Raw genomic sequence first — 26,371 nt, 5'->3', positions numbered from 1 at the left:
TTTGCGACCGGTTTGAAAGGAGGTGAGGTTGGACAGCTCTTCTTCCGCTGACTCAAGCCGCCCCGACAAAGCTCGCAAGTTTGCCAAGGGTCTGCAATCCGAGCTTTTCAGCACCAAAGCCCTTGGCCTCGGAGTATTGCGAAGCCGTGGAAAAGATCATTCCAAGGGTGACGGTTGTCCTCCCGTCCGTTTCCTCGAATGACGCCCAGGCATCGGCGTGTTTGGGACCGTTTTCTCCCGAGAGAAGCGCATAGGCGATACGGTCCTCGTTCCGGACTTCGCTGTAAAGATGATGGTTCGGGAACACCGTGCCGTCCGGTGCGATCATGTCGAAAACCCATTCGCCCCCGGTCTGAAGGTCGATCCGGTCGGTTCGACAGGAAAAGCCGTCCGGTCCCCACCATTGCGGCAGGGTTTCGGGGTTGAGCCATGCGCCCCAGACCACATGCCGGGGTGCGTCGATCACCCGGCTCAACACCATCGTCCGGTTTGCCACATCCGCCAGATTGTCCATCCCGGCGCCAAAGCCCTGCTGATAGCCCGGCACCATATCTTCTGACAAAGACGAAATCTGCACCGTCACCGCGACGCGGCTGCCTGTTCCTTCGGCTGTGAAATCCGCGGTGACCAAAGCGGCGGACAGCGGGTCACCCTCGCAAGAAATCACCTCGTGGCCAACGCTGCGCACCGCGTCCTGCAGGACAAGCCAACCGCCATCGACCTGGATATCCGGCTGTCCCGCAACCCTGCATATCGAGATCTCGCGCCCGCCGATGCGGGTATCGGCCTCGATGAACTCTACTGTCACCTCGGGCGCGGGCGATGCCCAAACGGCCCGTGCTGCGGGCGCTGTCCATGCCTGCCAAAGTGTTGAAACCGGGGCCGAGACCTGTCGTTCAAAGTTCAGGGTCGCGAACCTGTCGGTCATGTCGACAATCCTTTTGCATAGGTCTCGAGCTGCGTTGCGACGGTGCCCCAGCCATCGTGGAAGCCCATGCTTTCATGTGTTTCGCGACTTGCGGATGAGCGGTGGCGGGCAATCGCGGTGTAGATCGTTCCGCCGTCGGGCGCGTCCGACAATAGCAGGATGGCCGTCATGAAGGGCTCGGATGCGGGTTTCCAACCCTCGGTATAGGTGTCTGTAAACACAAGTTTTTCTTGCGGCATCACCTCCAGGTAGACGCCTTTGTTGTCCATCAGGGTGCCGTCCACTTCGAACGTTGTGTTGAACCGCCCGCCAACCCGCAGGTCGATCTCGACCTCTGTCACCTTGTGCGGTGCGGGAACGAAGAAATGCGGGATATGCCGGGGGTTTGTCCAGCAATCCCAGATCACCTGTCGCGGTGCCGCCAGGGTGCGCGTGAAACTCAGGTCAGTGGTCGGATCGAGATCGTGTGTCATGGGTCGCGCTCCTGCATCAATTTCATTACATACTCGTCCAGCCGATCAAGCCGGGCTTCCCAGATATCCTGTTGCTCATCGAACCATGTCCGCATCGGAACCATCGCCTCGGGCAGGATGGCACAGGTGCGCACGCGCCCGTCCTTCGACGTGGCGATCAGCCCTGCGTCTTCCAGCACCGAAAGATGACGCATCACCGTTGGCAGCCGAAGCCCGGTGGGCGCCGCGAGTTCGCTTACCGGTGCGGGTCCGCTGGCCAGCCGCGTCAGGATGGACCGCCGGGTCGGGTCCGCCAGGGCGTGAAACAGAATCGAGAGGTCGGCATCATACTTAGCCATGTCTCTTACTAATGGACCTCCAGCAACCGGGCAAGAAAAACTTTGATGATTGGCTAAGTTTTTGTCCGACCGGCACATCGCCTGTGCAGCGTGTCAAGCCGGGGATCTTGGCCCCCGAAACAAAGACGGCCCCGCCGGATGGCAGGGCCGCAACGTTCTTTCGTTCGTCGAAATCCAAATGCGCCTGGCGCGGCGACGGGATCAGGATTTGTTAGCGGGACAACAGGATTCCCGCTGCGACTCCGCCAAGAAAGGCTCCCACGCCATTGTCATTCTGCGACTTTCTGGGTTTCGGCTTTTTCGGCGGGGCCTTTTTCTTAGGCTGTGAAACCGGATTATTTATTGCCCAAGTGGTATAACTGTCGCGGGTTTCCGTCACCAGGAAGACGTATTGCTGCTGATTGAAATACCCAGTTGGGGAAAAGCCCCAATCCGTCTGCCAGGCCAGAATACCACGTTGTGTCTTCGGGCCAAAGGCTCCGTCTGGGCGGCCAACATCGTGACCAGCAAGGTTAAGACGCGCCTGAATTTCACGTCGCATTTTCCAGTCCATTCCCATTGCATTTTGCGTTACTTCGTTCGCCGGCAAGACAAGGATTTCCGGAGACGGGATCAACGCGCCGGGATTAACTGACCTGATCTGGACGTCTTCCGAAGTCTCGGTCGTCTTCAGCGCCGCCATGCTTTGATCGACTAGCTGTTGTTCGAGAATAAGAATTTCGTTGCGAGCAAAGGCCGCGAAAACTCCGTTCGGGAATGTCGTGAGAAAGGCCTTGTAATCGCTGATACGACCGCTTTCCCGTGCCATGTCAAAGACGAGTTTTTCGGTTTCGAGCGAATGTATTGCCGTTCCTCCGACAGCAGCGCCAGTTGTGTCTTGGGAGGACAAAGTGACCTGAGCGATGGGATTCAGAACGACCGGACCAGTCAGGGATGTGTTCAACCAAGGTCGCTGCGACTGCCCGGTTTCTTCATAAACTTGGCCCGTCACGCGGCTCATCACCTCGGTGAAGTCGATGTTCTGGGCGTCGATATGACTTAGAAGTGCAGCCGTGAACGGTGAATGGTTTCCGGTCCCATCAAGAGCGATCTCGCCAGGCGATGTCGCAAACGCGATGGCCAAACCCTTGCCCGGGTCTTCAAGTTTCATCTCGGCAAGGCCGCTGGATACCGTGGACCGCGCGGATTGGCCCATTGATCGCGACAAAGTTCCGGCCAGTGGGTTGTTGCGACACGCATCAAGGAACAACAGGCTCACTCCACCGGCGCGCCGCATCATTTTGGCGACGAAGTCCACCGAGATCGCCTCGAAATCTAGTGCAGTTTCGTCCTCGAATTTGGCGTCGACAGGGATCAGGTAATTTACGCCATCAACAGCAATTCCGTGCCCGGCGTAAAAGAACGCCACCACATCAGCATCACTCGATAGCTTTGCGAAGTCGCGGATCCGGCTTTCGAAGTCAGAGTGGTTGAGATCCAACCCTTCGACCGTCAGAAAACCCATCTGCTTGAGTTTTTGTGACATTGCCGTTGCATCGTTCACGGGGTTGTCGAGCGACGGGGCGTGATCGTAAGCACCGTTACCCACAATGAATGCCACACGTTTTTCGGCATGTGCATCTGATGACGAATAAAACAGAAATAATGCTGCGACAAACAGTCTGACTAGCCAAAAAAACCGTTCCATTCAAACCTCATTCAAATGCTTTCCGAATCCATATTCTAAGATCATTTTGAAAGTGTTCAATTGAAACTGGGCCAAAATAATGGCGAATGTGCGATCAGGCACATCACTGGCGGAGATCAGGGTTAATTTTCATAGACGTTGCCAGCGAGGTTTCCGATAGTCGAGTTCCATCGCAGTATTGAAGTCTCCCGTTGGGTGATTTTACTTCTGTTTGACCCAAGACCTAACGAAAAGGTTAAAATTGGAAAATACGACTCCACGGGCGATCACGCTCATCCGGGACAGACACCGGGAACACGCGGTATTCAATTCGGTTAACCGACGACTCGCCAAGGCTCGATCCGTCGCAGACGCATTCGCGTCACTTTCGGAGTCATTCTATGACCAGAGCATCAAAAAGCAGGTGCTGGATCAGCTGTCCGGGGACCGGCTTCGGGCACAGTTGCAGAAAGCCCAGAAAGAGTACCCACAGGACGGAATGTTGATCGTTGTGAAATATGTCGAGGCCATGTCATCAGGCCGCGCTCGGTACTCGAATGTGGTGGCGTTCCTCGGGTCGACCGCACCGACGGTGCAACTCGCAATGTCGTTCTTTCAGAAGTCGGACAAAATGTTTGCCGCTCCAACGGTAGGGAAAATAAGATTCGATTACTTATGGTTGGCACCGGATGTAAACACACCGCGTCGTGTATATGAGAACGTGCTGCCTAACGACGTGTGCATCATGTCGGAAACCACCTTCCGGGAAAGGTTCTGAGTGTTTAAACGAGTCGACCGTCTTGCGTTGGCTGCCAGTTGGGACACGGTGCCGCAACGCCCATAAAAATGCAAAAAAGCCCCACCGTTAAGGTGGAGCTTTCCATACTCTGCGATGCCAAATCAGTCTTCAGACTGCTCGGTTGCCGGAACTTCGTCTGCTTCGGCTTCAGCAGCCTCGGCGTCGTCAGCGGCGCGCAGGCCGGACGGAGCCGAGATGTTGGCGATCACGAAGTCGCGGTCGATGGTCGGCTTGGTGCCTTCCGGCAGGGTGATGTCGGAAATTGTCACCGTGTCGCCGATGTCCAGACCGGTCAGATCGACGGTCAGCTTTTCGGGGATGTCACCCGCTGTCACAACCAGTTCCACTTCGGGGCGAACCGCGTTCATGACGCCACCGCGCTTGAGACCGGGCGCTGCACCTTCGTTGATGAATTCAACGGGAATGAACAGGTTGATCTTGGTCGTGCGGCGCAGACGCATGAAATCGACATGAGTCGGAAGGTCCTTGACCACGTCGCGCTGCACTTCACGGCAGATCACGCGCACATCTTCCTTGCCTTCGACCTGAAGATTGAACAGCGTCGACTTGAAGCGGCCTTTCTTCAGGCGCTTGAGCAGGACGTTGAAGGGAATGTTGATCGCAAGCGGATCTTTGTCGCCGCCAAAAACAACGCCCGGAACCATGCCATCACGGCGTGCCTGACGAGCGGCGCCCTTGCCTGTCCCCGTCCGTTCCAGAGCTACGAGATCAGGAATCTCACCAGCCATGTTAATTCTCCAAATTGTAAGGGCAGGGTGCCTCCAAGGCTGTCACCCCGCGTGAAGCGTGCGCGATAGACCGGATTGGCCGACAAGACAAGGGACAAGAAAGCAGATTTCGCGCGATTCGTGCCGTTTGTGGGCTGGACCCGTTGCGGGCGGCGTGGCACTGGCTGCGACATGAGCCTCTTGCGTGATCTTTATCTCAGTCGTGGACCGGCGGCCGGTTTCGCTGCTGTTGGTGTCTTTTGGGGCACCTTCGCGGCCTTGGTGCCCGTGCTCAAGCCGCAGGTCGGGCTGTCGGACGGTCAGTTTGGTGTGGCGCTCCTGATCACCTCGATCGGTGCGGTGTTGGCGATGTGGCTGGCCCCCCTGGCCGAGCGGGCGCTGGGAACGCGGGCGCTGGCGGTCCTGACGGCTTCGCTTGCGGTGGCAACGTTGCTGCCCGGACACGCGCTGAACGGGGTCACGTTCACGCTGGGAATGCTGTGCGTGACGATGGCTTCGGGGACGCTTGACGTGGCAATGAACGCCCGGGTGAGCGCGCTTGAGGCGCAAGTAAGGCGCAGTCTGATGAACCTCAATCACGCGGTGTTTTCGGTGGCCTATGCGATCTGCGCGGTTGCGACCGGTCTCGCCCGCGAGGGCGGGTTCGGCCCCAGTGCCATCCTGACCGGATCGGGCATCGCGATCGGCCTGTTGGTCCTGCAGGCCGCAGCCGCCCCAGTTGTCGATGCAGAGTCCGACGAGGACGGGGTCGAGGTTGCGCCGCTGCCCTGGACGTTGCTCTTGCCGGGGGGAATGATCATCCTCATCGCCTTCATGTCGGAACAGGCCACCGAAGGCTGGTCGGCCCTGCATCTGGAACGCAACCTTGGTGCAGGCGCGGCGCAGGGCGCCCTTGGTCCGGCCCTTCTTGGCATCACGATGGCGATGGGGCGGCTGGCCGGTCAGGTGGTGGCGAATCGCGTGTCGGAGCGTGCCGTGATCCGTTGGGCATCGATCACTGCCGGGATCGGGGCCTGTATCGCGGCAACCGCGCCGACGTTGTCCGTTGCGTATCTCGGGTTTTCCATCCTTGGCCTGGGTGTGTCGGTGATGGCGCCGATGGCCTATGCTTGGATCGGACGCATGGTGCCCAACCGCTATCGCAGCCATGCGATCTCGCGGATTTCGGTTGTGGGTTATGCCGGGTTCTTCATCGGACCACCGTTGATGGGCTTCCTGTCCGAAGGGTTTGGACTGGCGACGTCGTTCTTCGTGATCGGAGTGCTGTTGTTCGGTGTCACGCTGCTGCTGTTGCCGCTGTTGTCACGGTTTGCATCCCTGCGCGCGGGTTGAGCCGGAATTCTGTTCGAACGGGATTGGCCGCAGTTTTCAAAAAGAGGCCAAGACCTGTGCAAAGGTCTTTGCACCGAACGGACCATTTCGAAATCGGTAAGGAAGACTGCGCCATACCACCCCCACGGTGCGCACCGAGCGGGCAGGGTCACTCCCACGCCGCGACAGATGACTGACATTCTCTCAATCGCCGCAAGGCCGACCATGAGAGACCGGTTTCACGCAGGCCCGGAGACGGGCACAGGTCCCGGGGACACCCGGAGTATGAGAGAACGGTCAGGCCCAAAGAGCGGCGCCGCTTCTTTAAATGAACATCCATACGCCTCGGGCAAAACCTCGAGGGGGACGCTTGACCTCCGACCCGGATTTTCCGGGCGCGGGGCAACATCGTGTGCCCTGCCTATTCCGCCCAATCGCCTGAAAACCCCTTGGGGATCATCAGGATATCGCGGTCGAGCGTGTTGATATCCGTGCGACCGCACAGCCCCATCGACGCTTCCAGTTCCTTGTGGATCACGTTCAGCGCATCGGTCACACCCTGCTGACCATTGGCCCCCAGCCCGTAGACATAGGCGCGGCCGATATAGGTTCCCTTGGCCCCCATCGCCATCGCCTTGAGCACGTCCTGACCCGACCGGATGCCACTGTCCAGATGCACTTCGATCTTGTCGCCCACCGCGTCCATGATCGGCTCTAGCGCGCGAATCGAACTCAGCGCACCATCAAGCTGCCGCCCGCCGTGGTTCGACACGATGATCGCATCCGCGCCGACATTCAGTGCCTCCAACGCATCGCGCGGATCCATGATGCCCTTGATGATCAGCGGACCGTCCCACATCTTGCGGAACTGCCGAATGCGGTCCCAGTTCAGCGATTGGTCAAACGCCTGCGCGGTCCAGGACGACAGCGAAGAGGGGTCTTTGACCCCCTTTGCGTGGCCCACGATATTGCCGAAGAACCGCCGTTTGGTCTGCAACATGCCCAGACCCCACTGCACCTTTGTCATCATGTTGGTGACCGATGCGGGGGTCAGTTTGGGGGGCGCGGAAAGGCCGTTCTTCACGTCCTTGTGGCGCTGGCCCAGCAGTTGCAGATCGACCGTTATGATTGCCGCCGAACACTTGGCGGCCTTGGCGCGGTCGAACAGGCGCTGCATGAAATCGTCGTCCTTGAGCGTGTAGACCTGCATCCAGAACGGCTTTGACGTGTTCTCGGCCACGTCTTCGATGGAACAGATCGACATGGTGCTCAGGCTGTAGGGCACGCCGAATTGTTCCGCCGCTTTGGCCGCTTTGATCTCACCGTCGAAATGCTGCATGCCGGTCAGCCCGACCGGGGCAAGCGCCACCGGCATCGCCACATCCTGGCCGATCATCTTTGATGCGGTTTTGCGGCCTTCCATGTCGATGGCCACGCGTTGGCGCAGGTAGATCTTGTCGAAATCCGACGAATTCTCGCGGAAGGTCTGTTCGGTCCAGCTGCCCGATTCCGTGTAGTCGAAGAACATCTTGGGCACCCGGCGTTTGTAGATGCGGCGGAGGTCTTCGATTTCGGTGATCACGGGCATGGCGCGGCCTTTCGGAGTATTGGTTAGTTTTGTTTACCAATACCAATCAAGTCGCGCAACGCGGCATTTTTGTCCAGATGAACTTTTCACTTTGGGATTGACTGGTTCGATATCGTACTAAATAGTGCGATATCGAACCAAAGGAGAGGCACATGACGTATTCCCGTCGAAAAACACTTGGACTGATCGGCGGCGGCACCGTTGTCGCGGCGGTTGCTGGCCTTGGTCAGTTCGCCGCCACCCGCACACCCACCAAGGCTTTGGCCCCGTGGGACATGGCAGGCCAGTATCCCGATCCCCGCCTGCGCGCGATGTCCTATGCGCTCTTGGCGCCAAACCCGCACAACCGTCAGCCGTGGGAGGCGGAACTGGTGGGCGACGATGCCGTGCACATCTGGCGCGACCCAGCCCGCGATCTGCCTGTGACCGATCCGTTTGCACGGCAATTGACCATCGGCATGGGGTGCTTTCTGGACCTGATGCGCATGGCGGCCGCCGAAGAGGGGTTTGGCATTGACCAGACCTTGTTCCCGGACGGCGAAACCGGCCCGGTCGCAGTTTGCCGATTTGTAGAGGGCGCAGCGCAACCCGATCCGCTTTTTGCGCATGTCCTTGAGCGGCGGTCACATAAAGAGGTTTTCGCGGACCGTCCGCTTGATGCGGCGGCGGTTGCAACGATCACACCCCGCGTCGATCTGCTCGCAACGGATGATGAAGCGGCGGCCTTGCGGGAACTTGCGACCGAGGCGTGGTTGATAGAGGCCGCAACCTATGATGCCTGGAAGGAGAGCATCGACCTCGTGCGGATCGGCAAGGCAGAGATCAACGCGCAGCCCGATGGCATCGACCTTGGAGGCACGATGTTCGACCTGTTGGGCAAGACCGGCATACTGACCCGCGAGGCGTCGCTTGATCCGACCACGATGGCGGCACAGGGCGCGATTCAGGGCACGGTGGACGCCATTGCTTCGGCTGCCGGATTGGTGATGCTGACCAGTGCGGGAAACACGCGCGCGGACCAGATCGCAACCGGGGCGCGCTGGGTGCAGCTTAACCTGGCCGCTACGGGTGCCGGGCTGGGGGTGCGGCCAGTCAGTCAGGCGTTGCAGGAATACAAGGAAATGGCCGCGCCTTATGCGGCTATCCATGATGCCTATGCGCCTGTCGGCGGCACTGTTCAAATGCTTGGACTTCTGGGGTACGCTTCGGTGACGCCGCGCACACCGCGCTGGCCGCTGGACACCCGGATGAGGCCAATACCCAAGAATGCCTGACACCAATGCTGCGCCGGAATTGACCGGACTCTATTTCCAACTGTTCAACGAAATCGGCATCATCAACCAGCTGAGCCGCACCGCGTTCGAGGCGCGGCTGCCGGATGGGATGGTGTTGCCGCAATTTGCGGTGATCAACCATCTGATCCGGGTGCAGGACGGACGCACGCCCCTGCAACTGGCCCGCGCGTTTCAGGTGCCCAAGACCAGCATGACCCACACGCTGGCAGGGTTGGAAAAGCGCAGGTTGGTCGAGATGCGCGCCAATCCCGAGGATGCGCGCAGCAAACAGGTTTGGCTGACGGAGGCCGGGCGCAGGTTCCGCCAGGATGCCATCGCTGGCCTTGCGCCGGATGTCGCTGCGTTTTCAGACACGCTGAACCGCGAGGAACTGGTCGAGGTGATCGCTACATTGGCGCGATTGCGCAAGCGGATGGACGCGGTGCGGGACTAAAGTCAGTCGCTCAAGACGACCGCGCATTTCGAAAGCCGAACGTCTACGTATCTGGCATGCCGTTCAGGCGCGATGCGCGCCGTCAGACAGCGATTTGACGAAGGCCAGAACGTCGCTCACCGGTTTGCCATTCGCCAGTTCCGCGACGATGGCGGATCCGACGACGCAGCCATCCGCCACACCCGCGATGGCCTGTGATGCGTCGGGCGTGCGGATTCCGAAACCTACGATCACCGGCAGATCGGTCTGCGACTTGATCCGCGCCACTTCGGGGCCGACATCGGCGGCCTGTGCCTCGGCGGCGCCGGTGATGCCGGTGATGGAGACATAATAGACAAAGCCGGAGGTGTTTTGCAGCACCTTGGGCAGACGTTTGTCATCGGTGGTGGGTGTCGCCAGACGAATGAAGTTCAACCCCGCTGCCTGCGCCGGGATGCACAGCTCGTCGTCTTCCTCGGGCGGCAGGTCAACGATGATCAGACCGTCGATGCCGGCCACTTTCGCCTGTTCCAGAAACCGGTCCACCCCGCGCGAATAGATCGGGTTGTAATATCCCATCATCACGATCGGGGTGGTGTTGTCACCCTCGCGGAACCGACGCGTCAGTTCAAGCGTGCGGTCCAGCGTCATCCCGCTTTCAAGCGCGCGTTGCCCGGCAAGCTGGATCGTGCTGCCATCGGCCATCGGGTCAGTAAAGGGCAAACCCAGTTCGATGATGTCCACTCCCGCAGCCGGCAGACCCTTGACCAGCGCGAGCGACGTGTCGAAATCCGGATCCCCCGCCATCACATAAGACACAAAGGCTTTTTTGCGCTCGCGGCGCAACGCGGCGAATTTGGCGTCGATACGGGTCATGGCGGTCTCCTTGGGTATCGGCACCGATTGCCGGAGTTGACGGGGAAAATCAATGGGGCACGCGCGGCCTGACTTGATGCGTGTCAAAGTGATCCTATCCAAATCGGGTTAAACTTTGTGCGATGATACACCACTCCCGGAGCACCGCATGAAAACACCATCCGTCCTTCCCGCCGAGGTGACAGCCGACATGCAGTTGGCCAACGCACCTCAGACGCCGTCATCCGACACAAAAAAGGCGGCAACTGCGGATCAGGTACGCCGCGCGTTCGAGACCGGCAAATATCCCTATACCACAAGATTGTCGCGCCGCGCCTACGAGACCGAAAAGGCGGCGCTTCAGTCCGAACTTCTCAAGGTGCAGTTGTGGGCGCAGGAGGCGGGACAGAAATTCGTCATGCTGTTCGAGGGGCGCGATGCGGCGGGCAAGGGCGGCACGATCAAGCGCTTTACCGAACATCTCAATCCGCGTGCCGCACGGGTGGTGGCGCTGAACAAGCCCACCGATCAGGAACGCGGCCAATGGTATTATCAGCGCTATATCGAACACCTGCCGACGGCGGGTGAAATCGTGCTCTATGACCGGTCATGGTACAATCGCGCCGGGGTCGAGCGGGTGATGGGGTTCTGCGAACCGGGTGAATACCTGGAATTCATGCGCCAGACGCCTGATCTCGAACGCATGCTGACGCGGTCTGGCATCCGGCTTTACAAATATTGGTTCTCGGTCACGCAGGAAGAACAGAGGAAACGCTTTGCCAGCCGCGAGACCGATCCTCTGAAGCAGTGGAAGCTGTCCCCGATCGACAAGGCAAGCCTTGATAAATGGGGCGATTATACCGAAGCGAAAGAGGCGATGTTCTTTTACACCGACACTGCCGATGCACCCTGGACCATCGTCAAATCCAACGACAAGAAACGCGCGCGGCTGAACTGCATGCGGCATTTCCTGTCAACGTTGGAGTATCCCGACAAGGATTACGAGATCGCGCAACCGCCCGATCCGCTGATCGTTGGCGGGGCCGGGCATGTGGTCCACAGCTCCGAGCATATTCTGGGAACGTCGCTGCATCCCGAAAGCCGCAAGACGGCAAGCTGAGGGATGGGCAATTCATTGCCGCTGCCGGTTGGATGATCTTGCCTTAACGCCCAGAGCGACGTACCTCCGGAAAACATGAAATATGCTTACTGCGCCCTTGCTCTTGGTCTGGTTGCCGCGCCGCTTGGCGCGCATCCGCACATTTTTGTGGATACCGCACTTCGGTTCGAGGTGAATGACCAGTCCGAAGTGACCGGTGTGACGGTGACGTGGACCTATGACGATTTCTTCACGCTCCTGATCCTCGAGGATTACGGGCTTGATCCGGATGGCGACAGCGTTCTGACCGAGGCAGAGCTTGACCAGCTTCACGGCTTTGACCTGATCGAATGGCCAGAAGGGTTCGAGGGCGATCTTTACGTCTATTCCAATGGCCAAAAGATCGAGATGCCGCGACCGCGCCCGGTTGGGGTTTCGGTTGAAGACGGCTTTATCACCGCCACGCATTTCCGCGAAATCCCGGCCGTTCCGACCGAGGGTCTGGAAGTGCTGCAATATGATCCGACCTATTACGTGGCTTATGATGTGACGCAAGGTGTGACGCTGACCGCACCCGATTGCACCGCCACCGTGACCGATCCCAACCAGGAAGAGGCGCAGGCGGCGGTTCAGGCCGAGTTGGACGGCGGTTCCATGGAAGACGTCTTCAACGAGATGCGCGTCGGTGTCCATTTTTCCGATACGGTCACGATCTCATGCGCACAGCCCTCCAACTAGCAGCCGTCGCGGTTGTGGCCCTTGCGGTCTGGCTCTGGGCCTTTGACGGCGCGTTCTTGCTTGAGCGTTGGGCGGCCGAGGGTCAGCGCACGGCGCAAAGCGGAATGGCACGGAGTCTTCGCGCGCTGCGGGCGCAAGAGCCGGGCGCAATCGCGGCATTGATGGCGGTATGTTTCGGCTATGGGTTCTTTCACGCGGTCGGGCCGGGCCATGGCAAGCTGTTGATCAGCGGCTACGGCGTGGCGAACCGCGTGGCCCTTACCCGGTTGTCGGTGCTGGCCGTATTGTCGAGCCTCGCGCAGGCGGTGACAGCCATTGTTCTGGTCTATGCCGGGGTCTGGATTTTGGGACTGGGGCGCGAAGATCTCGTGGGCGCGGCAGAAGACTGGTTCGCCCCGATCAGCTACGCGGCCATTGGCGCGATTGGAGTCTGGCTGGCCCTGCGCGGCGCGCTGCGACTCTGGAAAGACGCAAGGGTCTCCGGCCACAGGCACGATCATTCCCATACGCACGAAGACGGTGTCTGCGATTCTTGCGGCCATGCCCATGGGCCAACCGCAGAACAGGCCGGACAGGTACAATCCCTGCGCGATGCGGTTCTGCTGATCGGGGCAATTGCGATCCGGCCCTGCACCGGGGCGCTGTTCCTGCTGATCCTCGCCGTGCGGATGGAGATTGATCTGGCGGGGATTCTGGGCACTCTGGCGATGGGGCTTGGCACCGCAAGCGTGACGCTAGCGGCCGCCGTCGCGTCGGTGACATTCCGGGAGGGCGCCTTGGCACGGCTGGCCGGTGGGCCGCAGGCGGTGCGGATGATGGGGCTGATCGAAACCGGCGCGGGGCTGGTCATCGCGGCGCTTGCCGGGCAGTTCCTGCTGCGGGCGCTGTGACGCCATGTCTGGCGTGTTTCGATACGCGGCTGTCCGCCCCGACACCCGCCCCGGTCGGAAATGTCTTGCGGCATTGTGAACCGGTCGCTAAGGCCGCGTGATGCAAACGACTGTCATGACATATCCGGCCCATGTCAGGGCTATTCTGGTGCTTGGTCTGCCGCTGGTCGGCGGACACATGTCCCAGATGGCGATCGGCCTGACCGACACGATCATGGTCGGCTGGTACGGGGCCGAGGCGCTGGCGACAGTCACGCTGGCCAGTACATTGTTCATGACCCTGTTTTTGGCCGGTTCCGGCTTTGCATGGGCGGTGATGCCGATGGTCGCCAAGTATCAAGCCGAAGGCGACGACCAAAGCGTGCGCCGCTCGACCCGGATGGGGCTTTGGCTGTCCGCGCTGTTCTGTGCGGCGGTGTTTCCGCTGCTCTGGTGGTCGGACGCGGTGCTGCGGGCGCTGGGACAGACGCCCCAGATTGCCGCCGAGGCACAGGTCTACCTGCGGGTGCTTGGTTTTGGCCTGTTGCCCGCGCTGGTGACGATGACGCTCAAAAGCTACCTGGCCGCATTGGAAAGGACTCAGGTGGTGTTCTGGGTCACAGTGGTGGCCGTGCCTTTCAACGCGGTGATGAACTATGCGCTGATCTTCGGCAATTTCGGATTTCCGGAGCTGGGACTTGAAGGGGCGGCGATCGCGTCGCTCAGCACCCATGTGTTTTCGGCGCTGGTGACGGTCGGCTATATCTGGATTCTCGTGCCGCAGCATTCCCTGTTCCAGCGGATCTGGAATTCGGACTGGGACATGTTTGCAACGGTGTTCCGTCTGGGTTGGCCCATCGGCCTGACGACTCTGTCCGAGGTCGGACTCTTCGCCGCTTCGGCGATCATGATGGGCTGGCTGGGCACTGTTCCGCTGGCGGCCCATGGGATTGCGCTGCAACTGGCGTCGATGATGTTCATGCTGCATCTGGGCCTTTCCAACGCCGCAACCGTGCGGGCGGGCAATGCCTTCGGGCGAGGCGACTGGAACCACATGGCGCGCGGCGGCACGGTGGCGCTTGGGTTGTCGGGGCTGGTGTCACTAGTGACGGTTGTCCTGTTTGTCCTGATCCCCGAACCGCTGATCTCGATCTTCCTTGATCCCGATGATCCGGCGCGGGCCGAGATCATTCAGGTGGGGCTTGTCCTGCTTGTCCTCGCCGCGATCTTTCAGGTCGTCGATGGCGCGCAGGTGGTGGCCCTTGGCCTGCTGCGCGGCGTGCAGGATACGCGGGTGCCGATGTGGTTTGCCGCACTGTCTTACTGGGGTTTGGGCCTGCCCGCTGCCTATGTTCTGGGCTTTGTGCTGAATTGGGGAGGCGCCGGAGTCTGGGGCGGCCTGGTGGTCGGTCTTGCGGTTGCCGCCGTACTGCTCAACCACCGGTTCTGGCTGCGCATCCTTCCGGCTTTCAGCCGCCTTGCAGGACAGGGCACGACCGCATAGAAGCGGCGCGACTTCGCCAGCGCAGGAGAGACGGGCATGGGTTTCAAGGTAGGTATCGTGGGCTTGCCCAATGTGGGCAAATCGACGCTCTTCAACGCGCTCACCAAGACGGCTGCGGCGCAGGCGGCGAACTTTCCTTTCTGCACGATCGAGCCCAATGTCGGCGATGTTGCCGTGCCCGATGCACGGCTCGACAAACTGGCCGCGATCGCGACGTCAAAGCAGATCATTCCCACCCGGATCACCTTTGTGGACATCGCAGGCCTCGTGAAGGGTGCCTCCAAAGGGGAAGGGCTGGGCAACCAGTTCCTTGCCAATATCCGCGAAGTGGATGCCATTGCCCACGTCCTGCGCTGTTTCGAAGATGGCGATGTTGTGCATGTAGATGGTCGGGTTGATCCGGTGGCGGACGCGGAAACGATCGAAACCGAACTGATGCTTGCCGATATCGAAAGCATCGACAAGCGTCTTCAGAACATCACCCGCAAAGTGCGCGGCGGTGACAAGGAAGCCGTGCTTCAGGAACGCCTCATGCGCGCTGCACTGGCGGCACTGGAAGAGGGCAGGCCGGCCCGCACCGTGCCCGTGGATGCCGAGGACCGCAGGGCGTGGGACATGTTGCAACTGCTGACGACCAAGCCGGTGCTTTATGTGTGCAACGTCTCGGAAGCGGACGCAGCCGACGGCAACGCGATGTCGAACGCGGTGGGCGAGATGGCCGCCGCACAGGGCAACAGCCATGTGGTGATCTCGGCCCGGATCGAAGAAGAGATCAGCCAGCTGGATGCCGACGAAGCGCAGGAATTCCTGTCCGAGATGGGCCTTGATGAACCGGGTCTGGACCGCGTGATCCGCGCCGGATACGAGCTTTTGCATCTCGAAACCTATTTCACCGTCGGCCCCAAGGAAGCCCGCGCCTGGACAATCCCGCAGGGCACCCTGGCCCCGCAGGCCGCAGGCGTGATCCACGGCGATTTCGAGAAGGGCTTTATCCGCGCTGAAACCATCGCCTATGACGACTACATCACGCTGGGTGGAGAAGGCCCGGCCAAAGAGGCCGGCAAGATGCGCGCCGAAGGCAAAAGCTATGTCGTCAAGGATGGCGACGTCCTGCACTTCCTGTTCAACACATAAACCGCGAAAAACCTGGTCTCATACCAACGGCCTTAGACTTTGACCGTTTTGGCATATTCTCGGGCGGTAATCGAGCGCGCGGTGGTGATGTTATCGGGCACCTTCGGGGACTTGGCGCCATGCCATCCGGCATCACTGTCGAGCACGAGAACGGCATGTGCGCCCTTGGCGATGGTGCGGGAGACCTCGGCGACACCACAATTTGGGTATTCCCCCCGTGCATGACGTAATCTGGCGCAAAAAAATGTCCGGTGCGTGTCGGATATCCCAAGGGCGACAGTCACCGGACAGTTTCAGGCGGTATTAATGGGCTGAACGCGTCACGGCATGCGATAGACGGCGACCAGGTGGGCACACTGTTCGAGACTATCAAAAGCACGGTGGGTAACGCGTCGGACATTCCCCATATCGCGAATCTACGAAGGTCCGGCGATCATATCAAACGTTCAAAAGAGAATTTCTGCGGTTATCCGCATCGTTATTGCCCGAAAGATCAACTCGAATCTTCCGAAAGATTTCTGAGGCTTCGAAGAGCGCTGAAGTGAACAGACCAGTGTCCGTTTGGGTCGAGGCGACCTCCATCTGGTTCAGCGCGGCCTGAAGTCCTGGCAGGCCGATGAATGCGGCCGTTCCCGCAGCTTTGTGAATGGCCTAGAGACAGTCGGGTTCGTCGCGCGCTGCGGCGTCAAGCGCACGCCTGATTTCGTCGAAACAGGCATGCAGCCAGCCTTCAAACTCGGCGCACTCCATGCTCTCGGAGATAAACGAAAGGTTGCCCGATGTGGCGGAAATCACGAATTGATCCGACGCTTCGATGGCCTCGACACCAGATAAACCGGACCAAGTGCCATCTTTCGTTCCATCGATATGGTGCGAGACCTTCTCGCTGAGCTGACCAATGGTCAAAGGTTTGGCAAGCATCTCTTGCATACCCGAAACCTTGAAGCGTTCCGCGTCCTGAGATGCCAGGTTGGCAGTGACTCCTAGGATCACCGCGTCGCGCGAAGAGCTGCCGGCGCGAATGGCCATAGCGGTTTCGAACCCGTCCAATCCCGGCATCTGAATGTCCATCAGGATCAAGGTGAAGCGCCACGCATCGGCCAGTTCAACGGCATGCTCTCCGTTTTCGGCGCATTGGACCGAGTAGCCAAGGCGCTCCAACATCTTTTGCATCAGGATCCGATTTGCAGCGTTATCGTCGACCACCAAGGCGCGAGTGAATGCCTCTGTCCTGTGCAATGGCGGCGCATGTTCTCCAACCTGCGGTTCGATACGAGTGAGGTGCGGTTTCGGAACCGGAGGCGCGGGTATGTCAAAGCTGAAATGGCTGCCCTCGTTCTTGCGACTGTCCAGATGCAGGATACCGCCCATGCGCATAACTGCGCGCCTTGCGATTCCAAGCCCAAGGCCGCTGCCCGCGTGCCTTAGCGCTGAGCCTTCGGAAACCGTCTGAAAATCCTCGAATGCGCGGTCTTGAACATCTGGTGCGATACCCGGTCCAGTGTCCGAAACTTTTACAGTCAGCCGACGGCCCGATGCGTCTTCCGGACCGTAGACAAGGTGGACCTTGACGGTTCCGCTCTCGGTGAATTTGACGGCATTATCGACGAGGTTTGCCACGGCCCGCCGAAACGCCTCCTCGCGGCCCAGGATGCAGCTGTCACCGCCATCTTCGGTTATTGTGTAGGCAACCGTCACGTCCTTATTTCGCGCTTTCAGCCGCGCTTGGCCGACAATGAGCTTGGCGACTTCCACAGGGTCGAATGGCTTGAGGGGTGTGGTGTCCGGGGTTCCGGCCTCATTGCTGCTGATGGCCAGTACATCTTCTACCTGCGCCAGTGCGGCTGCCGCGGAGTCCCGCGCGATCTGAAGATTTTCGTGATCATCGGGGGACAGGTCATCGCCTTGCAGAAGGTCCAGTGACGCGATGACTCCGTGCAGGGGAGTCTTCATTTCGTGGCTCATCATGTTCAGGAACCGACCTTTTGCGGCCGTCGATTGCAAAGCCTTGTCGCGTGCCCGCTTGAGGTCATTCTCGTGCGCGACTATGTCTTCCAGATCGCGGACGAAAGCGATGATGATCGAGCGGCCGAAAGTATCTTCGTGCTGTGCAAGCGCGACTTCGGCATTGAACATCCGGCCTCGGCAGGTCTTCAACTGTGTTCGAAGGCGGCTTCGTTTTGCAAATACGCCAAGGGCGCTGTTCATGAATGCGGTCGGGTCTGATTTGAAAGCCCTATGCCTGAGACGGGGCAGTGCGATGTCGGCCAGTGATTGGCCAACGACACCGGTATCGTGACAATCGAAAATAGTCGCAGCAGCCGTGTTGTAGCTTAGGATCTTCCCTTTCGATGACAGCAATACGACCCCGTCAAGCGAGGCTTCGACAATATTCTTGAAGCTGTCCCCGATGCGCTTCATGGTTGTGGCGCGGATGCGAAGCTTGCTGGCCAACCGAATGGCCAAAATCGCGATGGCGAACAGGACCAAAGCCTGAACAGAGGAGAGGGCGATAAACTGCGTGACCGCCATCTCTTCTTTTTGACGGGTTTCGCTATAGCGACGGGTCAATTGCATTAACGCACCCGTGGTAACCTCGCGCAGTGTCGGCAGCACCTCCTTGGACAGGGCGAGAATATCCACAAGCTCTTCCCGTGTCGGGATCTCGATCTGGTCTATCAACCCTGCCAGAGCGTCGCGGTGGCGCATTGTACGCGCGATGCCGGACTGAAGAGCAAGCCCACTGGGATCGCCTGCGTCAAACAGGGAATTGCTCGCGTTGACTGTTTCGACACGGCTATAATAGATGTCAAAAGCGTGACGAAGCGGACGCATGACTCCGGGGGACAACTGGTCGGCGTTGATCGCGTCATGAAGTGCCGTTTCAAAGCGAAAATAATCTACTTCCAGCTGCGCGAAGACCCAGGTCCGGTTATCGAGCGACTCCTGTCCTGTTTGGACCATGTTCCTCACGACGTATGAGCCTACAAAGACGGTTGCCCCGACCCCCACGAAAAGGAGCACCAGAATGCCGAACCACAGCCTGGAAGATACCCGTACGTCCTGGTCAGGTCCGCTTTCAGTGAACCGGACCGATAGCTTCACTTGGAAACACGCACGTCTGTGAGCTGCCAGATACTCAAGGCATAAACCGCTTCGGTCCGGTAGCTCGCATCCAGATCATAGGGAAAGATAACCCAGAGCGGACCTTTTTCGCGGACGGAGAAAGGTGCGCCATCAATTTTCGTGGCAACAATGGGAACCGTTTCTTCGATCTCTTCCCAAGCCATTCTGACTTCGTATCCGTTCGCCGCGACAAGATGCACCGTGCTGCCGCTGACATCGGCTGCGGCCAATATGTCAAGGAGCGAGGGCCCCGAAAACGAAAGGTCTCCGACCGTCCATATGGTCGACGTTGTAAACTCGTGCTGTGGCAAGTCGTCCAGCCGACTGCGGTCGAAGTTGACCGACAGGCTATCTGCCCCAGGTTTATAGGTGGGACTGACTTGGAGAAGGACGTGTTCCCGTGACGACACGTCGTTTTTTGCCGATGCAACCTGAGCAAGTATTGTAAACGCACTCACGAGAAGAAGGCAGGCGATGATAGTTGTCCAAGGCGGTCTGTTTTTTCTGTGTTCAGTCATATCAGGTGGCTTCTGCCTTGCTCGGCTAAAGGTTGTTTTTCTTGGCCGATAATTTTCCAACCTTTGATCCAATTCAAGCTATCTTAAGATAGCAAACTGGCTCATTTGAGAGAAGTCGTGCGCATGCGTTGCGCCAGCCTTCCCCGGGCCGACGTAAAGTATAGATAGCCAGTGTTACAAGAGACGAGTGTCGATCTTCTTTGAAGATTTTTCCCCCCACCAGAATAAGTGCATCTCAAACGAGAGGTGCCAACAGCCAGCACACAGATCGAGAAAAAAATCAATGCCGACAGACACTAAAGCCGCGACAGCCACGGCCGAAGCCGGTTCCATAAATGTTCTCATCGCGGATGATCATCAGTTGTTGCTTGATGCGATGGTACGTCCTTTGGAAAATTGCGGCTTTGATGTGCATCTGGCCAACAGTTTCGCCTCCGCCTGCGAGCGGATCAGGGCGGATGGACCTTTCGATGTCGTGCTCCTTGATCTGAACATGCCGGGCATGGACGGTTTGTCGACGATCAAATCGATCGTTGCCGAGAATGCCGGCGGCTCGGTTGTCCTTTTTTCCGGTTCTGTCTCGCCTGTGGTTGTGATGCGGGCGCTTGAGGAAGGGGCGCGGGGCTTCATCCCGAAATCAGTTTCGCTCAAGTCCCTGGAAAACGCCCTGCGTCTGGTTGCTTCCGGAGAACGGTTCGTTCCCTACAGTTTCTTCGAGACCACCCAGGAAAGTCGTGCCAAGCGAGAGCCGGCGAGCGACGTGTCATTAAAGCTGAATGAGCGCGAACTCAAGGTGTTGTACGGTGCCTCGACAGGTCAGTCCAACAAGGAGATCGCCCATGACTTGTCGATCTCTGAAGTGACGGTCAAGATGCACATGCGTTCCATATGCACCAAGCTGGGCGCCAAGAACCGCACGCAAGCGGCTATGATTGCAAAGCAAACCCAGATCATCTGAGCGGTCAGACCATGTGGTCACGGCGGCATTTTTGAAGAGCGGCCCCAGGTGCATGACGAGGTACGCGGTTGACCTGATAAAGACCGTCGAGATCACGCTCGACAACTAATTCGCACTCCAGAAATCAAAAGATACAATTCTTCCGCAACGCAAACATGGTTAATGTCGTCTTGAATTTGGAGGCGTCATGAATCCCTATAATTCCAAGATAAAGGGTTTTTCGGAGTTTGAGCAAATTCCGAAGAAGTACGAAAGCGATCTGGAAAGTTATCCGTCGCTTCTTGTCTTATCTTTATTCGCGGTTCTTGCACTACTTGGTCTCCTTTTCTGGATTTACCTACTGGGGAGGCTGCTGACGTGGATTTTCTGATTTTTGACGACGCTTTTCCCGTGGCCGCAAAGAAATGGACGCGCCGGGTTGGCGCTGAAGATACAAGAGGCGGTTTCTGGGAAGCCGGAGTGGTTTCCCTGTTCGCAGGTGTTCGCGATACAAGCAGGAAAATCCAGAATCTGTCCACATCCAGACCGCGGTATGAATTGTCGCCTGAAGACCTGGTCGCTGGTGGCGTTGCGAAAGACAAATATCCGAATTCTGGACGGGTCGGTGCGAGATTTCAGGATATCTCGGAACTCGAATCGCGCCTATGGTCAGAAGCGGAACGCCGGGTATCCCCCAATTCAGGACCTGGTCGCATCTGCATCATGGGTTTCGACGAGTCTGATAGTGATGCCATGATTGGTTATCTGGAAGGCTCTGAATTTTCACTGAACGCGTTCGCGGCCAGAATACAGGACATTTTGGACATTGCAGCCATTCACGAAACAGTTTCCATGCTGGTGGTGAATGGCGATGCCTTTGGAGACTTGTTCAGTGCAGTAGATGCGCTCAAGAGTTTTCGCGAAATCCGACCGCACATGTCGGTTGTACTTGTTTCATCCAAAGTCGCAAACGACGATCTGAGCGAAGATCGAAAAGCGATATGCGATGCTACATTGCGCGCTCCGATAACCATGGCCCGCCTGCAGGTCGCGATCAATACCACTGTCGAGAACAAGGTTGATCGGACGTACCAGAAGAAGGAAGGTCCGCTTACAAGCGGAAAGGTTCTGATGTTTCGTCGCGGCACAGGGCATTAATCGCTTGTAACCAGCTGCATGTGTGCCGTGGCCCGTGGCCCGCATACGTTTCTTCAAGCGGTCCTGTCGATTCGGATTCCATCATATTCGATCTTGATCTGTTCGATGATCTGGACGCCTACATGGACGAGTTGATGGCGTTTCGCCTTGATTGCGCGGACATTCCGGTGCTTTTCCTGTCGCAATCGGTCAAGCATCATGATTCTTCGGATCAGCGCCGTGCGATTTTTGACGCGACCTTGCGCAAGCCGGTATTCCGCAGCTGGATGCTGGCCGGTATTGGCGCCAAGAAAATCAATTAAAAGGCAAGGGTGTCCATTTGGGGCGCTTGTCAAAACTGTCTTGCTTCAAAAATTGTACGGTTCGCCGTGTTGCTCTGGCGCCGAGTGCACGAGGCCGGGTTGGGGACCGGCGGCCAACGAAACGTCATGCCAGGCTGTCGAGGTTTCGTGAGTGGTTGGCAAAAGAGGCCTGTCGACGAACCGTACTCGATAGTTATAACCTGTTGCTTCGATAATCGCTCCTAAGCTTTGGTATGATCAACCATATCTTTTGATTAAATGCCATGCTTTCCCGCTGCAGATATATAAAATTCACTTTATTCATGCAGCACACACCATAAGCGTTTGAGAATGGTATTAACGGCATACAGTGTGCTGGCCAAACTGTAATCAGCATCATCTTTAGATAGCGTGAGATTGGCTTTAGATTTGTCGATCAGGGTCTGAGCGCGTGTTACCTGCATTACTGTCGTCGTGACGCATGGCAAACTGGAGTTGAATTGAACCTCCATTACCGTGCTGCGCGCGGTCTCGTAATAAAGTAAATATGGGAAGAACCTAAATGAAATATCTAAACGTTACTTCGGCATTGGCGCTCTGCTTGGCCGCTTCTGGCGCCATGGCCCAAGATTCGGCGAACACGCAGTCGGCATCCGCAGGGGTTGCACTCCTGGCTCCGCAGGACACCGGCTTTCTGTTTGGTGCGACCGTTGGCGTGAACGGCGTGGGCTCTGCCGCAGCGAGCGTCGCGGAAAGCGCTTCTGTGCATGGCTTCACCGGCTATGCGTCATCGGGAAAAACGACACCCGAGGGCGGGCAAGCCGGCTCTGTAAGCGATGCTGGTGTTCTTGGCACGTTCACGTTCGACCGTGCAGTCACTGTGAACGGGTCTCTCGTGGGGACCGGCACCGCTATTTCCGAAGGTATGGCAACAGGTGCGTCCGGCTTCTCCGGGTCTGCTTTCGGCACTGGCGAATTTGGTAGCACGACGTCCGACGGAACCTCGACGACCGCAGCCACATCTTCGTCCAACGTCGAAAGTGAAGCGGCCATGATCGGTAGCGTTTCGACGCGTGCAAACCTGCAGTTGAATGGTGCGGAAACCCGCTTTGCCGCAGCAAACGGAACCACCCTGTCCGAGAGCAATGAAGGTTTCGCTTACAGTGCGTTGACGTCGGATTCGACCTCTGGCGGGGTCACCGTCAATCCGCTTATCCTTGGGGGCCAAGATGATGCGACCAAAAGAGCTTATGCAGCGTTTAGCGGCATTGACGACCAAGGCAACTTCAACGCAACCCTGCAGCAAGACGGCGTCTTATTCGGGATGGATTCCGAATTGGGCAACGATATCGACCTGTCGATCGCCAACGCCGGCGGCGGTTCGGTGGCTCTGAGTGCTCAGACCGGTGGCTTCTTCAACGGTGGCTCGTCCGCCTTTGGTAACTTCGAGTTCGGCACAACCACCGACGGCGCCAACTAATAAGGTTCGTCGGACCTGCTTCAGGCAATGGCCCCGGCCGCGTCGTGGAAAACCACCCGGTCGGGTGTCAGAAGGTCGCCTGCAAGGGCGGCCTTCATCGCTGATCTGACGACCAACAGAAAGAAATGCTTTTCATGTCCTTTACGCTTGCCCGCATGGTCCGGATGATTGCTGTCGCACTCGTCCTCGGCACGGGGTCGACCGTTCATATGGCGCAAGCGCAGGAAAACCAGCCACAGACCGTGGGTTCCCCGAATGCGGATGCCAATGTGGACATCGATAGCCAGAACGAAGTCAATAATGACGCCAACTCGCAATCGGGTGGTAACGTCTTTGACTTCTCCAGCAGCTCTCGCAACACGCCGCCGGCACCGTCGATCGGAGCGTTCGGGGGCGGATCCTGTGTCGGTCCGGGTCATGCGATGTCCGGCTCTGCCCCGGGGTTTTCGCTTGGCTATGGCCAGTCCTTGGAGGACGAATCCTGCCAGCGGCGCAACTGGGTGCAGACCTTGATCGGCGCGGCACAGCACATGCCGGAACAAGAGGCGAACGCACTGAAGAAAGCCGCCATCGAGATCATGATGCAGGACAAGTATGCCGGTGAGGCTTTTCGCGCACTGGGCTACGAAAGCGCAAAAGAGCGCCGCGAGAATGCACAGGAGCAACAGCCCGCCAAGGCGGCCGACCGCAGTCAGGATCGAGCCTCTGCGACAAGGTCCGCCCCGTCGAGAACGAACGGCAAGCTTTCCGGCACCTGCACCGTGGTCATCCCACGCGGAGCGCCCGCCGCCATGGTCCGCCTGCTCAAGGCGCAGGGATGCCGCCCCGAGGTGCAATGATGCGACAATGTCTGGTCACGGTTTCTGCGGTTGTGTGGTTTGTGGCTACGGCTGCCGCAGATCCTGTAGCGGGGCCTGTGACCTCATCCCCTCCTTTCGTCGAAAGCTTCGAATCCGCCATGGCTCGGATTGAAGCGCGCGTTCTTCAGTTTGCCGGTTCGGGCGGCGTGGTCGAACAATACATCGAGCCTTACGAATCAATGATCCTGCCCGATCCTCAATACCTGATCGAGTTTAACCGGACCCTCGCAGTTTACTGGACCAAAAGCGTCGATGAGGCCGTGGACGATTTCATCGAGTCACAAGCTTTCCAGGCCAGCCTTATGTACATGGCGTCGCCGGACTTCATTGGTTGGAGCCCGGTAGGCGTTGTTCCAGACCCGTCAGAAACAGTTTCGCCACAGGATGTTTCCGGTTCGCCGGGCGATCGGGCCGCCAGTCGGTCGACCGCTGCGATACACCGAGAATCCGCTTTCGACCCTGATGTTTCCAAAGCACCCGGACCCGAAACGGACTCCGGTTTCTTCGGCGAACAGTGACTTGGGACGCAAAAAAGAAAACCGAATTGGAGCACACGTTGAAGAATATCGCCCTCTGCACGGCTACTCTCGCCGCCATGACTTTGTCCGCCTGCGTGGACGGAGTTCAATCCAAACTACAGTCTCGGCCCGGATACAGTCTCAGCTTTGCACCGGACAAGATTACCCCGGGTGTTGTTCAGTGTAGCGTGCTGAATGTCGCTCTCGCCAGTGCGGTTCCCGGCTGCGAGGACCACGGCCCCATCATCGACCAGCAGACATATGACACTGAAAAACTGGACGAACAGGAAACCTTGATGTCGCGGGTGCCGGTCTCCTGCGGTTGGCTACGTTCAGAAACCGCGACAGTCACGAATTTTCCGGACTGTTTTGTTTGGGTTGAGCTCGCTGAAGCGAGCCTTATAGACGACGCAGTGACACTTCCGTCGCCGCCCCCAGCGCCAGCGCCAGCCGAGTCTACAGAACAGTCTGCGTCAAATTCGGCCGGAGACAACAGCGTCAGTGCGTCCAGCCGAACCGACCCCGAGGGTGATAGCCATTCGGCGTCCAGTCAAACGAACAGCGTGAGTACCTCCGCCACCTCGTCTTCCAATCGGGACGGGACCGGTTCCTTTTCGGTGGAGAACGGCCACACCTCCATGTCGGGCACTTTCGCTGCCGATGGATCAGTTGAAAGCGTCTCGTTCAGTGAAAGCAACAGTGGGTCCAACTCGAAATGATGAAAAAGATCCTGTGTAAAGTTGGGGCATCCCTTGGGCTTGCAGCTGCGCTCGGGGGATGCGCCCCGCAGATGACCAAGCTCGAGCGTGAGGTCGCCTCCAGGGATGTTCCAACTGCCATGTTCGTCTTTTTCGAAAAGGATAGCGCGGTCCCGGTTGATGGTTCCGAGTTGGTTTTTGACCAGACAGCCGCCGTGCTCGGTGTATTCGACAACATCGGCGTGAAGGTGGTAGGCCATAAGGCCCGCGACGAACACAAGAAAATCGAGGGTATTCCGTTGGACGAAGCGAGAGTCCGAATTGTTATGGGCAAGCTGTCGGAACGTGGTGTAGCAGACAAGGTCGTCTCGGCTATTTCGCAGGGGAACAAGGAAAGCATGGCCGCGGCGGCTGGAGGAGATGCCGCAGTTGATCGCCGAGGTGAATTGATCTTCGGTCTCCTGCCGGGCAGCTGAAAGTAGGTCAAAACGGCATGGTGTGATCAATGAACGAGGCGCCAATGCGGGTTATCGATCCGTCGCTGTGATCGAAGGATGGAAAGAATTGCCGGGTTCTTTCCACTGTCGGAGAGTGTCCGGTCTTCTGTGTGACTGGGATCTGGTCCATGCCTTCTGAGAGGTGCAAGGACAATGACGATTTCGAAGGAATTGCTGCCAATTCCTTCATTCCGACTGGTGCCGATTTCGACGATGAACCTGAAAAACGACCTGAGTAAGATGAGCGGAATTTCTGCCTTGTTTCTCTGGGAACTACCCTCTAAACGGGTCGGCGGAGACGTGGCCGAGTGGTCGAAGGCGCTCCCCTGCTAAGGGAGTAGGCCCGGAAGGGTCTCGAGGGTTCGAATCCCTTCGTCTCCGCCACTTGACCTGTAACCCACTGGTCAATATATCGTTTTCCAAGAGCGAAACTGGCAAATCCGGCTCCTGCTACAGAACACAGCTACAGTGGGAGCGCCAAGGATGGGCATTACTCCGCATCTCGTGCTTCGCGGCACGAAATTTTATTTTCGTATGGCC

General features: G+C 58.3%; 25 protein-coding genes and 1 tRNA gene. 17 read left to right on the top strand and 9 right to left on the bottom strand.

Going from position 1 to position 26,371, the window contains the following annotated elements:
• Window positions 1-52: 52 nt before the first annotated feature.
• The 4 genes from ACTIEN_RS05865 to ACTIEN_RS05850 form a co-directional block, all read right to left on the bottom strand.
• A complete protein-coding gene (locus ACTIEN_RS05865; protein WP_439522185.1) occupies window positions 53-928 on the bottom strand; it encodes an SRPBCC domain-containing protein in 876 nt (291 codons plus the stop codon).
• Complete coding sequence (locus ACTIEN_RS05860) at window positions 925-1,401, bottom strand: SRPBCC family protein (protein WP_439522184.1); 477 nt, start codon at window positions 1,399-1,401, stop codon at window positions 925-927. The genes ACTIEN_RS05865 and ACTIEN_RS05860 overlap by 4 nt, the downstream gene beginning before the upstream one ends.
• Window positions 1,398-1,739 carry an ArsR/SmtB family transcription factor gene (locus tag ACTIEN_RS05855; protein WP_439522183.1) on the bottom strand — a complete coding sequence of 114 codons (342 nt, stop codon included), beginning with the start codon at window positions 1,737-1,739 and terminating at the stop codon, window positions 1,398-1,400. Before ACTIEN_RS05855 ends, ACTIEN_RS05860 begins: the two co-directional genes overlap by 4 nt.
• Before the next feature lie 211 nt (window positions 1,740-1,950).
• The gene (locus ACTIEN_RS05850) at window positions 1,951-3,339 is read right to left on the bottom strand and encodes a caspase family protein (RefSeq protein ID WP_439522182.1); all 1,389 of its coding nucleotides are present in this window, start codon (window positions 3,337-3,339) and stop codon (window positions 1,951-1,953) included.
• A 328-nt stretch (window positions 3,340-3,667) separates the two neighbouring features.
• On the opposite strand from ACTIEN_RS05850, the gene ACTIEN_RS05845 reads away from it, so the two are divergent.
• On the top strand, window positions 3,668-4,183 hold the full coding sequence (locus ACTIEN_RS05845; protein ID WP_439522181.1) for a hypothetical protein: 516 nt from the start codon (window positions 3,668-3,670) through the stop codon (window positions 4,181-4,183).
• A gap of 122 nt (window positions 4,184-4,305) precedes the next feature.
• On the opposite strand, the gene ACTIEN_RS05840 is transcribed toward ACTIEN_RS05845, so the two are convergent.
• A complete protein-coding gene (locus ACTIEN_RS05840; RefSeq protein ID WP_439522180.1) occupies window positions 4,306-4,953 on the bottom strand; it encodes a 50S ribosomal protein L25/general stress protein Ctc in 648 nt (215 codons plus the stop codon).
• Window positions 4,954-5,124: 171 nt separating this feature from the next.
• Here ACTIEN_RS05840 and ACTIEN_RS05835 point away from each other — a divergent pair, with 171 nt between their 5' ends.
• Entirely contained in the window at window positions 5,125-6,285 is a 1,161-nt protein-coding gene (locus ACTIEN_RS05835; RefSeq protein ID WP_439522179.1) for an MFS transporter, read from the top strand.
• Between the two features lie 400 nt (window positions 6,286-6,685).
• Here the strand turns inward: ACTIEN_RS05835 and ACTIEN_RS05830 are convergent, their stop codons facing one another.
• Entirely contained in the window at window positions 6,686-7,852 is a 1,167-nt protein-coding gene (locus ACTIEN_RS05830; RefSeq protein WP_439522178.1) for an alpha-hydroxy acid oxidase, read from the bottom strand.
• A gap of 152 nt (window positions 7,853-8,004) precedes the next feature.
• Between ACTIEN_RS05830 and ACTIEN_RS05825 the strand changes: the two genes are divergently transcribed.
• Both ACTIEN_RS05825 and ACTIEN_RS05820 read left to right on the top strand, forming a co-directional pair.
• A complete protein-coding gene (locus ACTIEN_RS05825) occupies window positions 8,005-9,126 on the top strand; it encodes an Acg family FMN-binding oxidoreductase (protein ID WP_439522177.1) in 1,122 nt (373 codons plus the stop codon).
• The gene (locus tag ACTIEN_RS05820; protein WP_439522176.1) at window positions 9,119-9,580 is read left to right on the top strand and encodes a MarR family winged helix-turn-helix transcriptional regulator; all 462 of its coding nucleotides are present in this window, start codon (window positions 9,119-9,121) and stop codon (window positions 9,578-9,580) included. The genes ACTIEN_RS05825 and ACTIEN_RS05820 overlap by 8 nt, the downstream gene beginning before the upstream one ends.
• A 63-nt stretch (window positions 9,581-9,643) precedes the next feature.
• On the opposite strand, the gene trpA is transcribed toward ACTIEN_RS05820, so the two are convergent.
• Window positions 9,644-10,435 carry a tryptophan synthase subunit alpha gene (trpA, locus tag ACTIEN_RS05815; RefSeq protein WP_439522175.1) on the bottom strand — a complete coding sequence of 264 codons (792 nt, stop codon included), beginning with the start codon at window positions 10,433-10,435 and terminating at the stop codon, window positions 9,644-9,646.
• A 148-nt stretch (window positions 10,436-10,583) separates the two neighbouring features.
• On the opposite strand from trpA, the gene ppk2 reads away from it, so the two are divergent.
• From ppk2 to ychF, 5 genes are all read left to right on the top strand, one after another.
• Window positions 10,584-11,534: a polyphosphate kinase 2 gene (gene ppk2, locus ACTIEN_RS05810; protein WP_439522174.1), complete on the top strand. Its 951-nt coding sequence runs from the start codon at window positions 10,584-10,586 to the stop codon at window positions 11,532-11,534.
• 75 nt (window positions 11,535-11,609) lie between these two features.
• Window positions 11,610-12,251, top strand: a complete 642-nt coding sequence (locus tag ACTIEN_RS05805; RefSeq protein ID WP_439522173.1) for a DUF1007 family protein — start codon at window positions 11,610-11,612, stop codon at window positions 12,249-12,251.
• Entirely contained in the window at window positions 12,230-13,141 is a 912-nt protein-coding gene (locus tag ACTIEN_RS05800) for a nickel/cobalt transporter (protein WP_439522172.1), read from the top strand. The genes ACTIEN_RS05805 and ACTIEN_RS05800 overlap by 22 nt, the downstream gene beginning before the upstream one ends.
• A 100-nt stretch (window positions 13,142-13,241) precedes the next feature.
• Window positions 13,242-14,624 (top strand): MATE family efflux transporter, encoded by a 1,383-nt coding sequence (locus ACTIEN_RS05795; protein WP_439522171.1) that lies wholly within the window; start codon window positions 13,242-13,244, stop codon window positions 14,622-14,624.
• Window positions 14,625-14,660: 36 nt separating this feature from the next.
• Window positions 14,661-15,758 carry a redox-regulated ATPase YchF gene (gene ychF / locus ACTIEN_RS05790; RefSeq protein ID WP_439522170.1) on the top strand — a complete coding sequence of 366 codons (1,098 nt, stop codon included), beginning with the start codon at window positions 14,661-14,663 and terminating at the stop codon, window positions 15,756-15,758.
• Between the two features lie 651 nt (window positions 15,759-16,409).
• Here the strand turns inward: ychF and ACTIEN_RS05785 are convergent.
• Both ACTIEN_RS05785 and ACTIEN_RS05780 read right to left on the bottom strand, forming a co-directional pair.
• A complete protein-coding gene (locus ACTIEN_RS05785; protein ID WP_439522169.1) occupies window positions 16,410-18,722 on the bottom strand; it encodes an ATP-binding protein in 2,313 nt (770 codons plus the stop codon).
• Between the two features lie 137 nt (window positions 18,723-18,859).
• Window positions 18,860-19,402, bottom strand: coding sequence for an oxidoreductase (locus ACTIEN_RS05780; RefSeq protein WP_439522168.1), 543 nt, complete (start codon window positions 19,400-19,402; stop codon window positions 18,860-18,862).
• Window positions 19,403-19,589: 187 nt separating this feature from the next.
• Between ACTIEN_RS05780 and ACTIEN_RS05775 the strand changes: the two genes are divergently transcribed.
• From ACTIEN_RS05775 to ACTIEN_RS05740, 8 genes are all read left to right on the top strand, one after another.
• Window positions 19,590-20,360 (top strand): response regulator transcription factor, encoded by a 771-nt coding sequence (locus ACTIEN_RS05775; RefSeq protein WP_439522167.1) that lies wholly within the window; start codon window positions 19,590-19,592, stop codon window positions 20,358-20,360.
• A 357-nt stretch (window positions 20,361-20,717) separates the two neighbouring features.
• On the top strand, window positions 20,718-21,497 hold the full coding sequence (locus ACTIEN_RS05770; RefSeq protein ID WP_439522166.1) for a hypothetical protein: 780 nt from the start codon (window positions 20,718-20,720) through the stop codon (window positions 21,495-21,497).
• A 122-nt stretch (window positions 21,498-21,619) separates the two neighbouring features.
• On the top strand, window positions 21,620-21,799 hold the full coding sequence (locus ACTIEN_RS05765; RefSeq protein WP_439522165.1) for a hypothetical protein: 180 nt from the start codon (window positions 21,620-21,622) through the stop codon (window positions 21,797-21,799).
• A 541-nt stretch (window positions 21,800-22,340) separates the two neighbouring features.
• Window positions 22,341-23,258, top strand: coding sequence for a hypothetical protein (locus ACTIEN_RS05760; RefSeq protein ID WP_439522164.1), 918 nt, complete (start codon window positions 22,341-22,343; stop codon window positions 23,256-23,258).
• Window positions 23,259-23,392: 134 nt separating this feature from the next.
• On the top strand, window positions 23,393-24,097 hold the full coding sequence (locus ACTIEN_RS05755) for a hypothetical protein (RefSeq protein WP_439522163.1): 705 nt from the start codon (window positions 23,393-23,395) through the stop codon (window positions 24,095-24,097).
• Between the two features lie 119 nt (window positions 24,098-24,216).
• Window positions 24,217-24,636 (top strand): hypothetical protein, encoded by a 420-nt coding sequence (locus tag ACTIEN_RS05750; protein WP_439522162.1) that lies wholly within the window; start codon window positions 24,217-24,219, stop codon window positions 24,634-24,636.
• Window positions 24,637-25,426: 790 nt separating this feature from the next.
• The gene (locus ACTIEN_RS05745; protein WP_439522161.1) at window positions 25,427-25,810 is read left to right on the top strand and encodes a hypothetical protein; all 384 of its coding nucleotides are present in this window, start codon (window positions 25,427-25,429) and stop codon (window positions 25,808-25,810) included.
• Between the two features lie 315 nt (window positions 25,811-26,125).
• Window positions 26,126-26,215 (top strand) — tRNA-Ser (locus ACTIEN_RS05740).
• Window positions 26,216-26,371 lie beyond the last annotated feature (156 nt).

This window comes from Marivita sp. (assembly GCF_051859345.1).
Taxonomy (GTDB): Bacteria; Pseudomonadota; Alphaproteobacteria; order Rhodobacterales; family Rhodobacteraceae; genus Marivita.
Note: the sequence above shows the minus strand (reverse complement) of the source record. Positions and strands in the feature narration are given on the sequence as shown.

Bases quoted from the DNA above. Each gene is read 5' to 3' on its own strand.
- ACTIEN_RS05865 (WP_439522185.1), bottom strand. From the start codon at position 928: ATGACCGACAGGTTCGCGACCCTGAACTTTGAACGACAGGTCTCGGCC.
- ACTIEN_RS05755 (WP_439522163.1), top strand. From the start codon at position 23,393: ATGTCCTTTACGCTTGCCCGCATGGTCCGGATGATTGCTGTCGCACTC.
- ACTIEN_RS05765 (WP_439522165.1), top strand. From the start codon at position 21,620: ATGGACGAGTTGATGGCGTTTCGCCTTGATTGCGCGGACATTCCGGTG.
- ACTIEN_RS05780 (WP_439522168.1), bottom strand. From the start codon at position 19,402: ATGACTGAACACAGAAAAAACAGACCGCCTTGGACAACTATCATCGCC.
- ACTIEN_RS05855 (WP_439522183.1), bottom strand. From the start codon at position 1,739: ATGGCTAAGTATGATGCCGACCTCTCGATTCTGTTTCACGCCCTGGCG.
- ACTIEN_RS05820 (WP_439522176.1), top strand. From the start codon at position 9,119: ATGCCTGACACCAATGCTGCGCCGGAATTGACCGGACTCTATTTCCAA.
- ACTIEN_RS05795 (WP_439522171.1), top strand. From the start codon at position 13,242: ATGCAAACGACTGTCATGACATATCCGGCCCATGTCAGGGCTATTCTG.
- ACTIEN_RS05840 (WP_439522180.1), bottom strand. From the start codon at position 4,953: ATGGCTGGTGAGATTCCTGATCTCGTAGCTCTGGAACGGACGGGGACA.
- ACTIEN_RS05835 (WP_439522179.1), top strand. From the start codon at position 5,125: ATGAGCCTCTTGCGTGATCTTTATCTCAGTCGTGGACCGGCGGCCGGT.
- ACTIEN_RS05860 (WP_439522184.1), bottom strand. From the start codon at position 1,401: ATGACACACGATCTCGATCCGACCACTGACCTGAGTTTCACGCGCACC.
- ACTIEN_RS05830 (WP_439522178.1), bottom strand. From the start codon at position 7,852: ATGCCCGTGATCACCGAAATCGAAGACCTCCGCCGCATCTACAAACGC.
- ACTIEN_RS05785 (WP_439522169.1), bottom strand. From the start codon at position 18,722: ATGGTCCAAACAGGACAGGAGTCGCTCGATAACCGGACCTGGGTCTTC.
- ACTIEN_RS05825 (WP_439522177.1), top strand. From the start codon at position 8,005: ATGACGTATTCCCGTCGAAAAACACTTGGACTGATCGGCGGCGGCACC.
- ACTIEN_RS05800 (WP_439522172.1), top strand. From the start codon at position 12,230: ATGCGCACAGCCCTCCAACTAGCAGCCGTCGCGGTTGTGGCCCTTGCG.
- ACTIEN_RS05745 (WP_439522161.1), top strand. From the start codon at position 25,427: ATGACCAAGCTCGAGCGTGAGGTCGCCTCCAGGGATGTTCCAACTGCC.
- ACTIEN_RS05805 (WP_439522173.1), top strand. From the start codon at position 11,610: ATGAAATATGCTTACTGCGCCCTTGCTCTTGGTCTGGTTGCCGCGCCG.
- ACTIEN_RS05760 (WP_439522164.1), top strand. From the start codon at position 22,341: ATGAAATATCTAAACGTTACTTCGGCATTGGCGCTCTGCTTGGCCGCT.
- ppk2 (WP_439522174.1), top strand. From the start codon at position 10,584: ATGAAAACACCATCCGTCCTTCCCGCCGAGGTGACAGCCGACATGCAG.
- trpA (WP_439522175.1), bottom strand. From the start codon at position 10,435: ATGACCCGTATCGACGCCAAATTCGCCGCGTTGCGCCGCGAGCGCAAA.
- ACTIEN_RS05750 (WP_439522162.1), top strand. From the start codon at position 24,217: ATGGCTCGGATTGAAGCGCGCGTTCTTCAGTTTGCCGGTTCGGGCGGC.
- ychF (WP_439522170.1), top strand. From the start codon at position 14,661: ATGGGTTTCAAGGTAGGTATCGTGGGCTTGCCCAATGTGGGCAAATCG.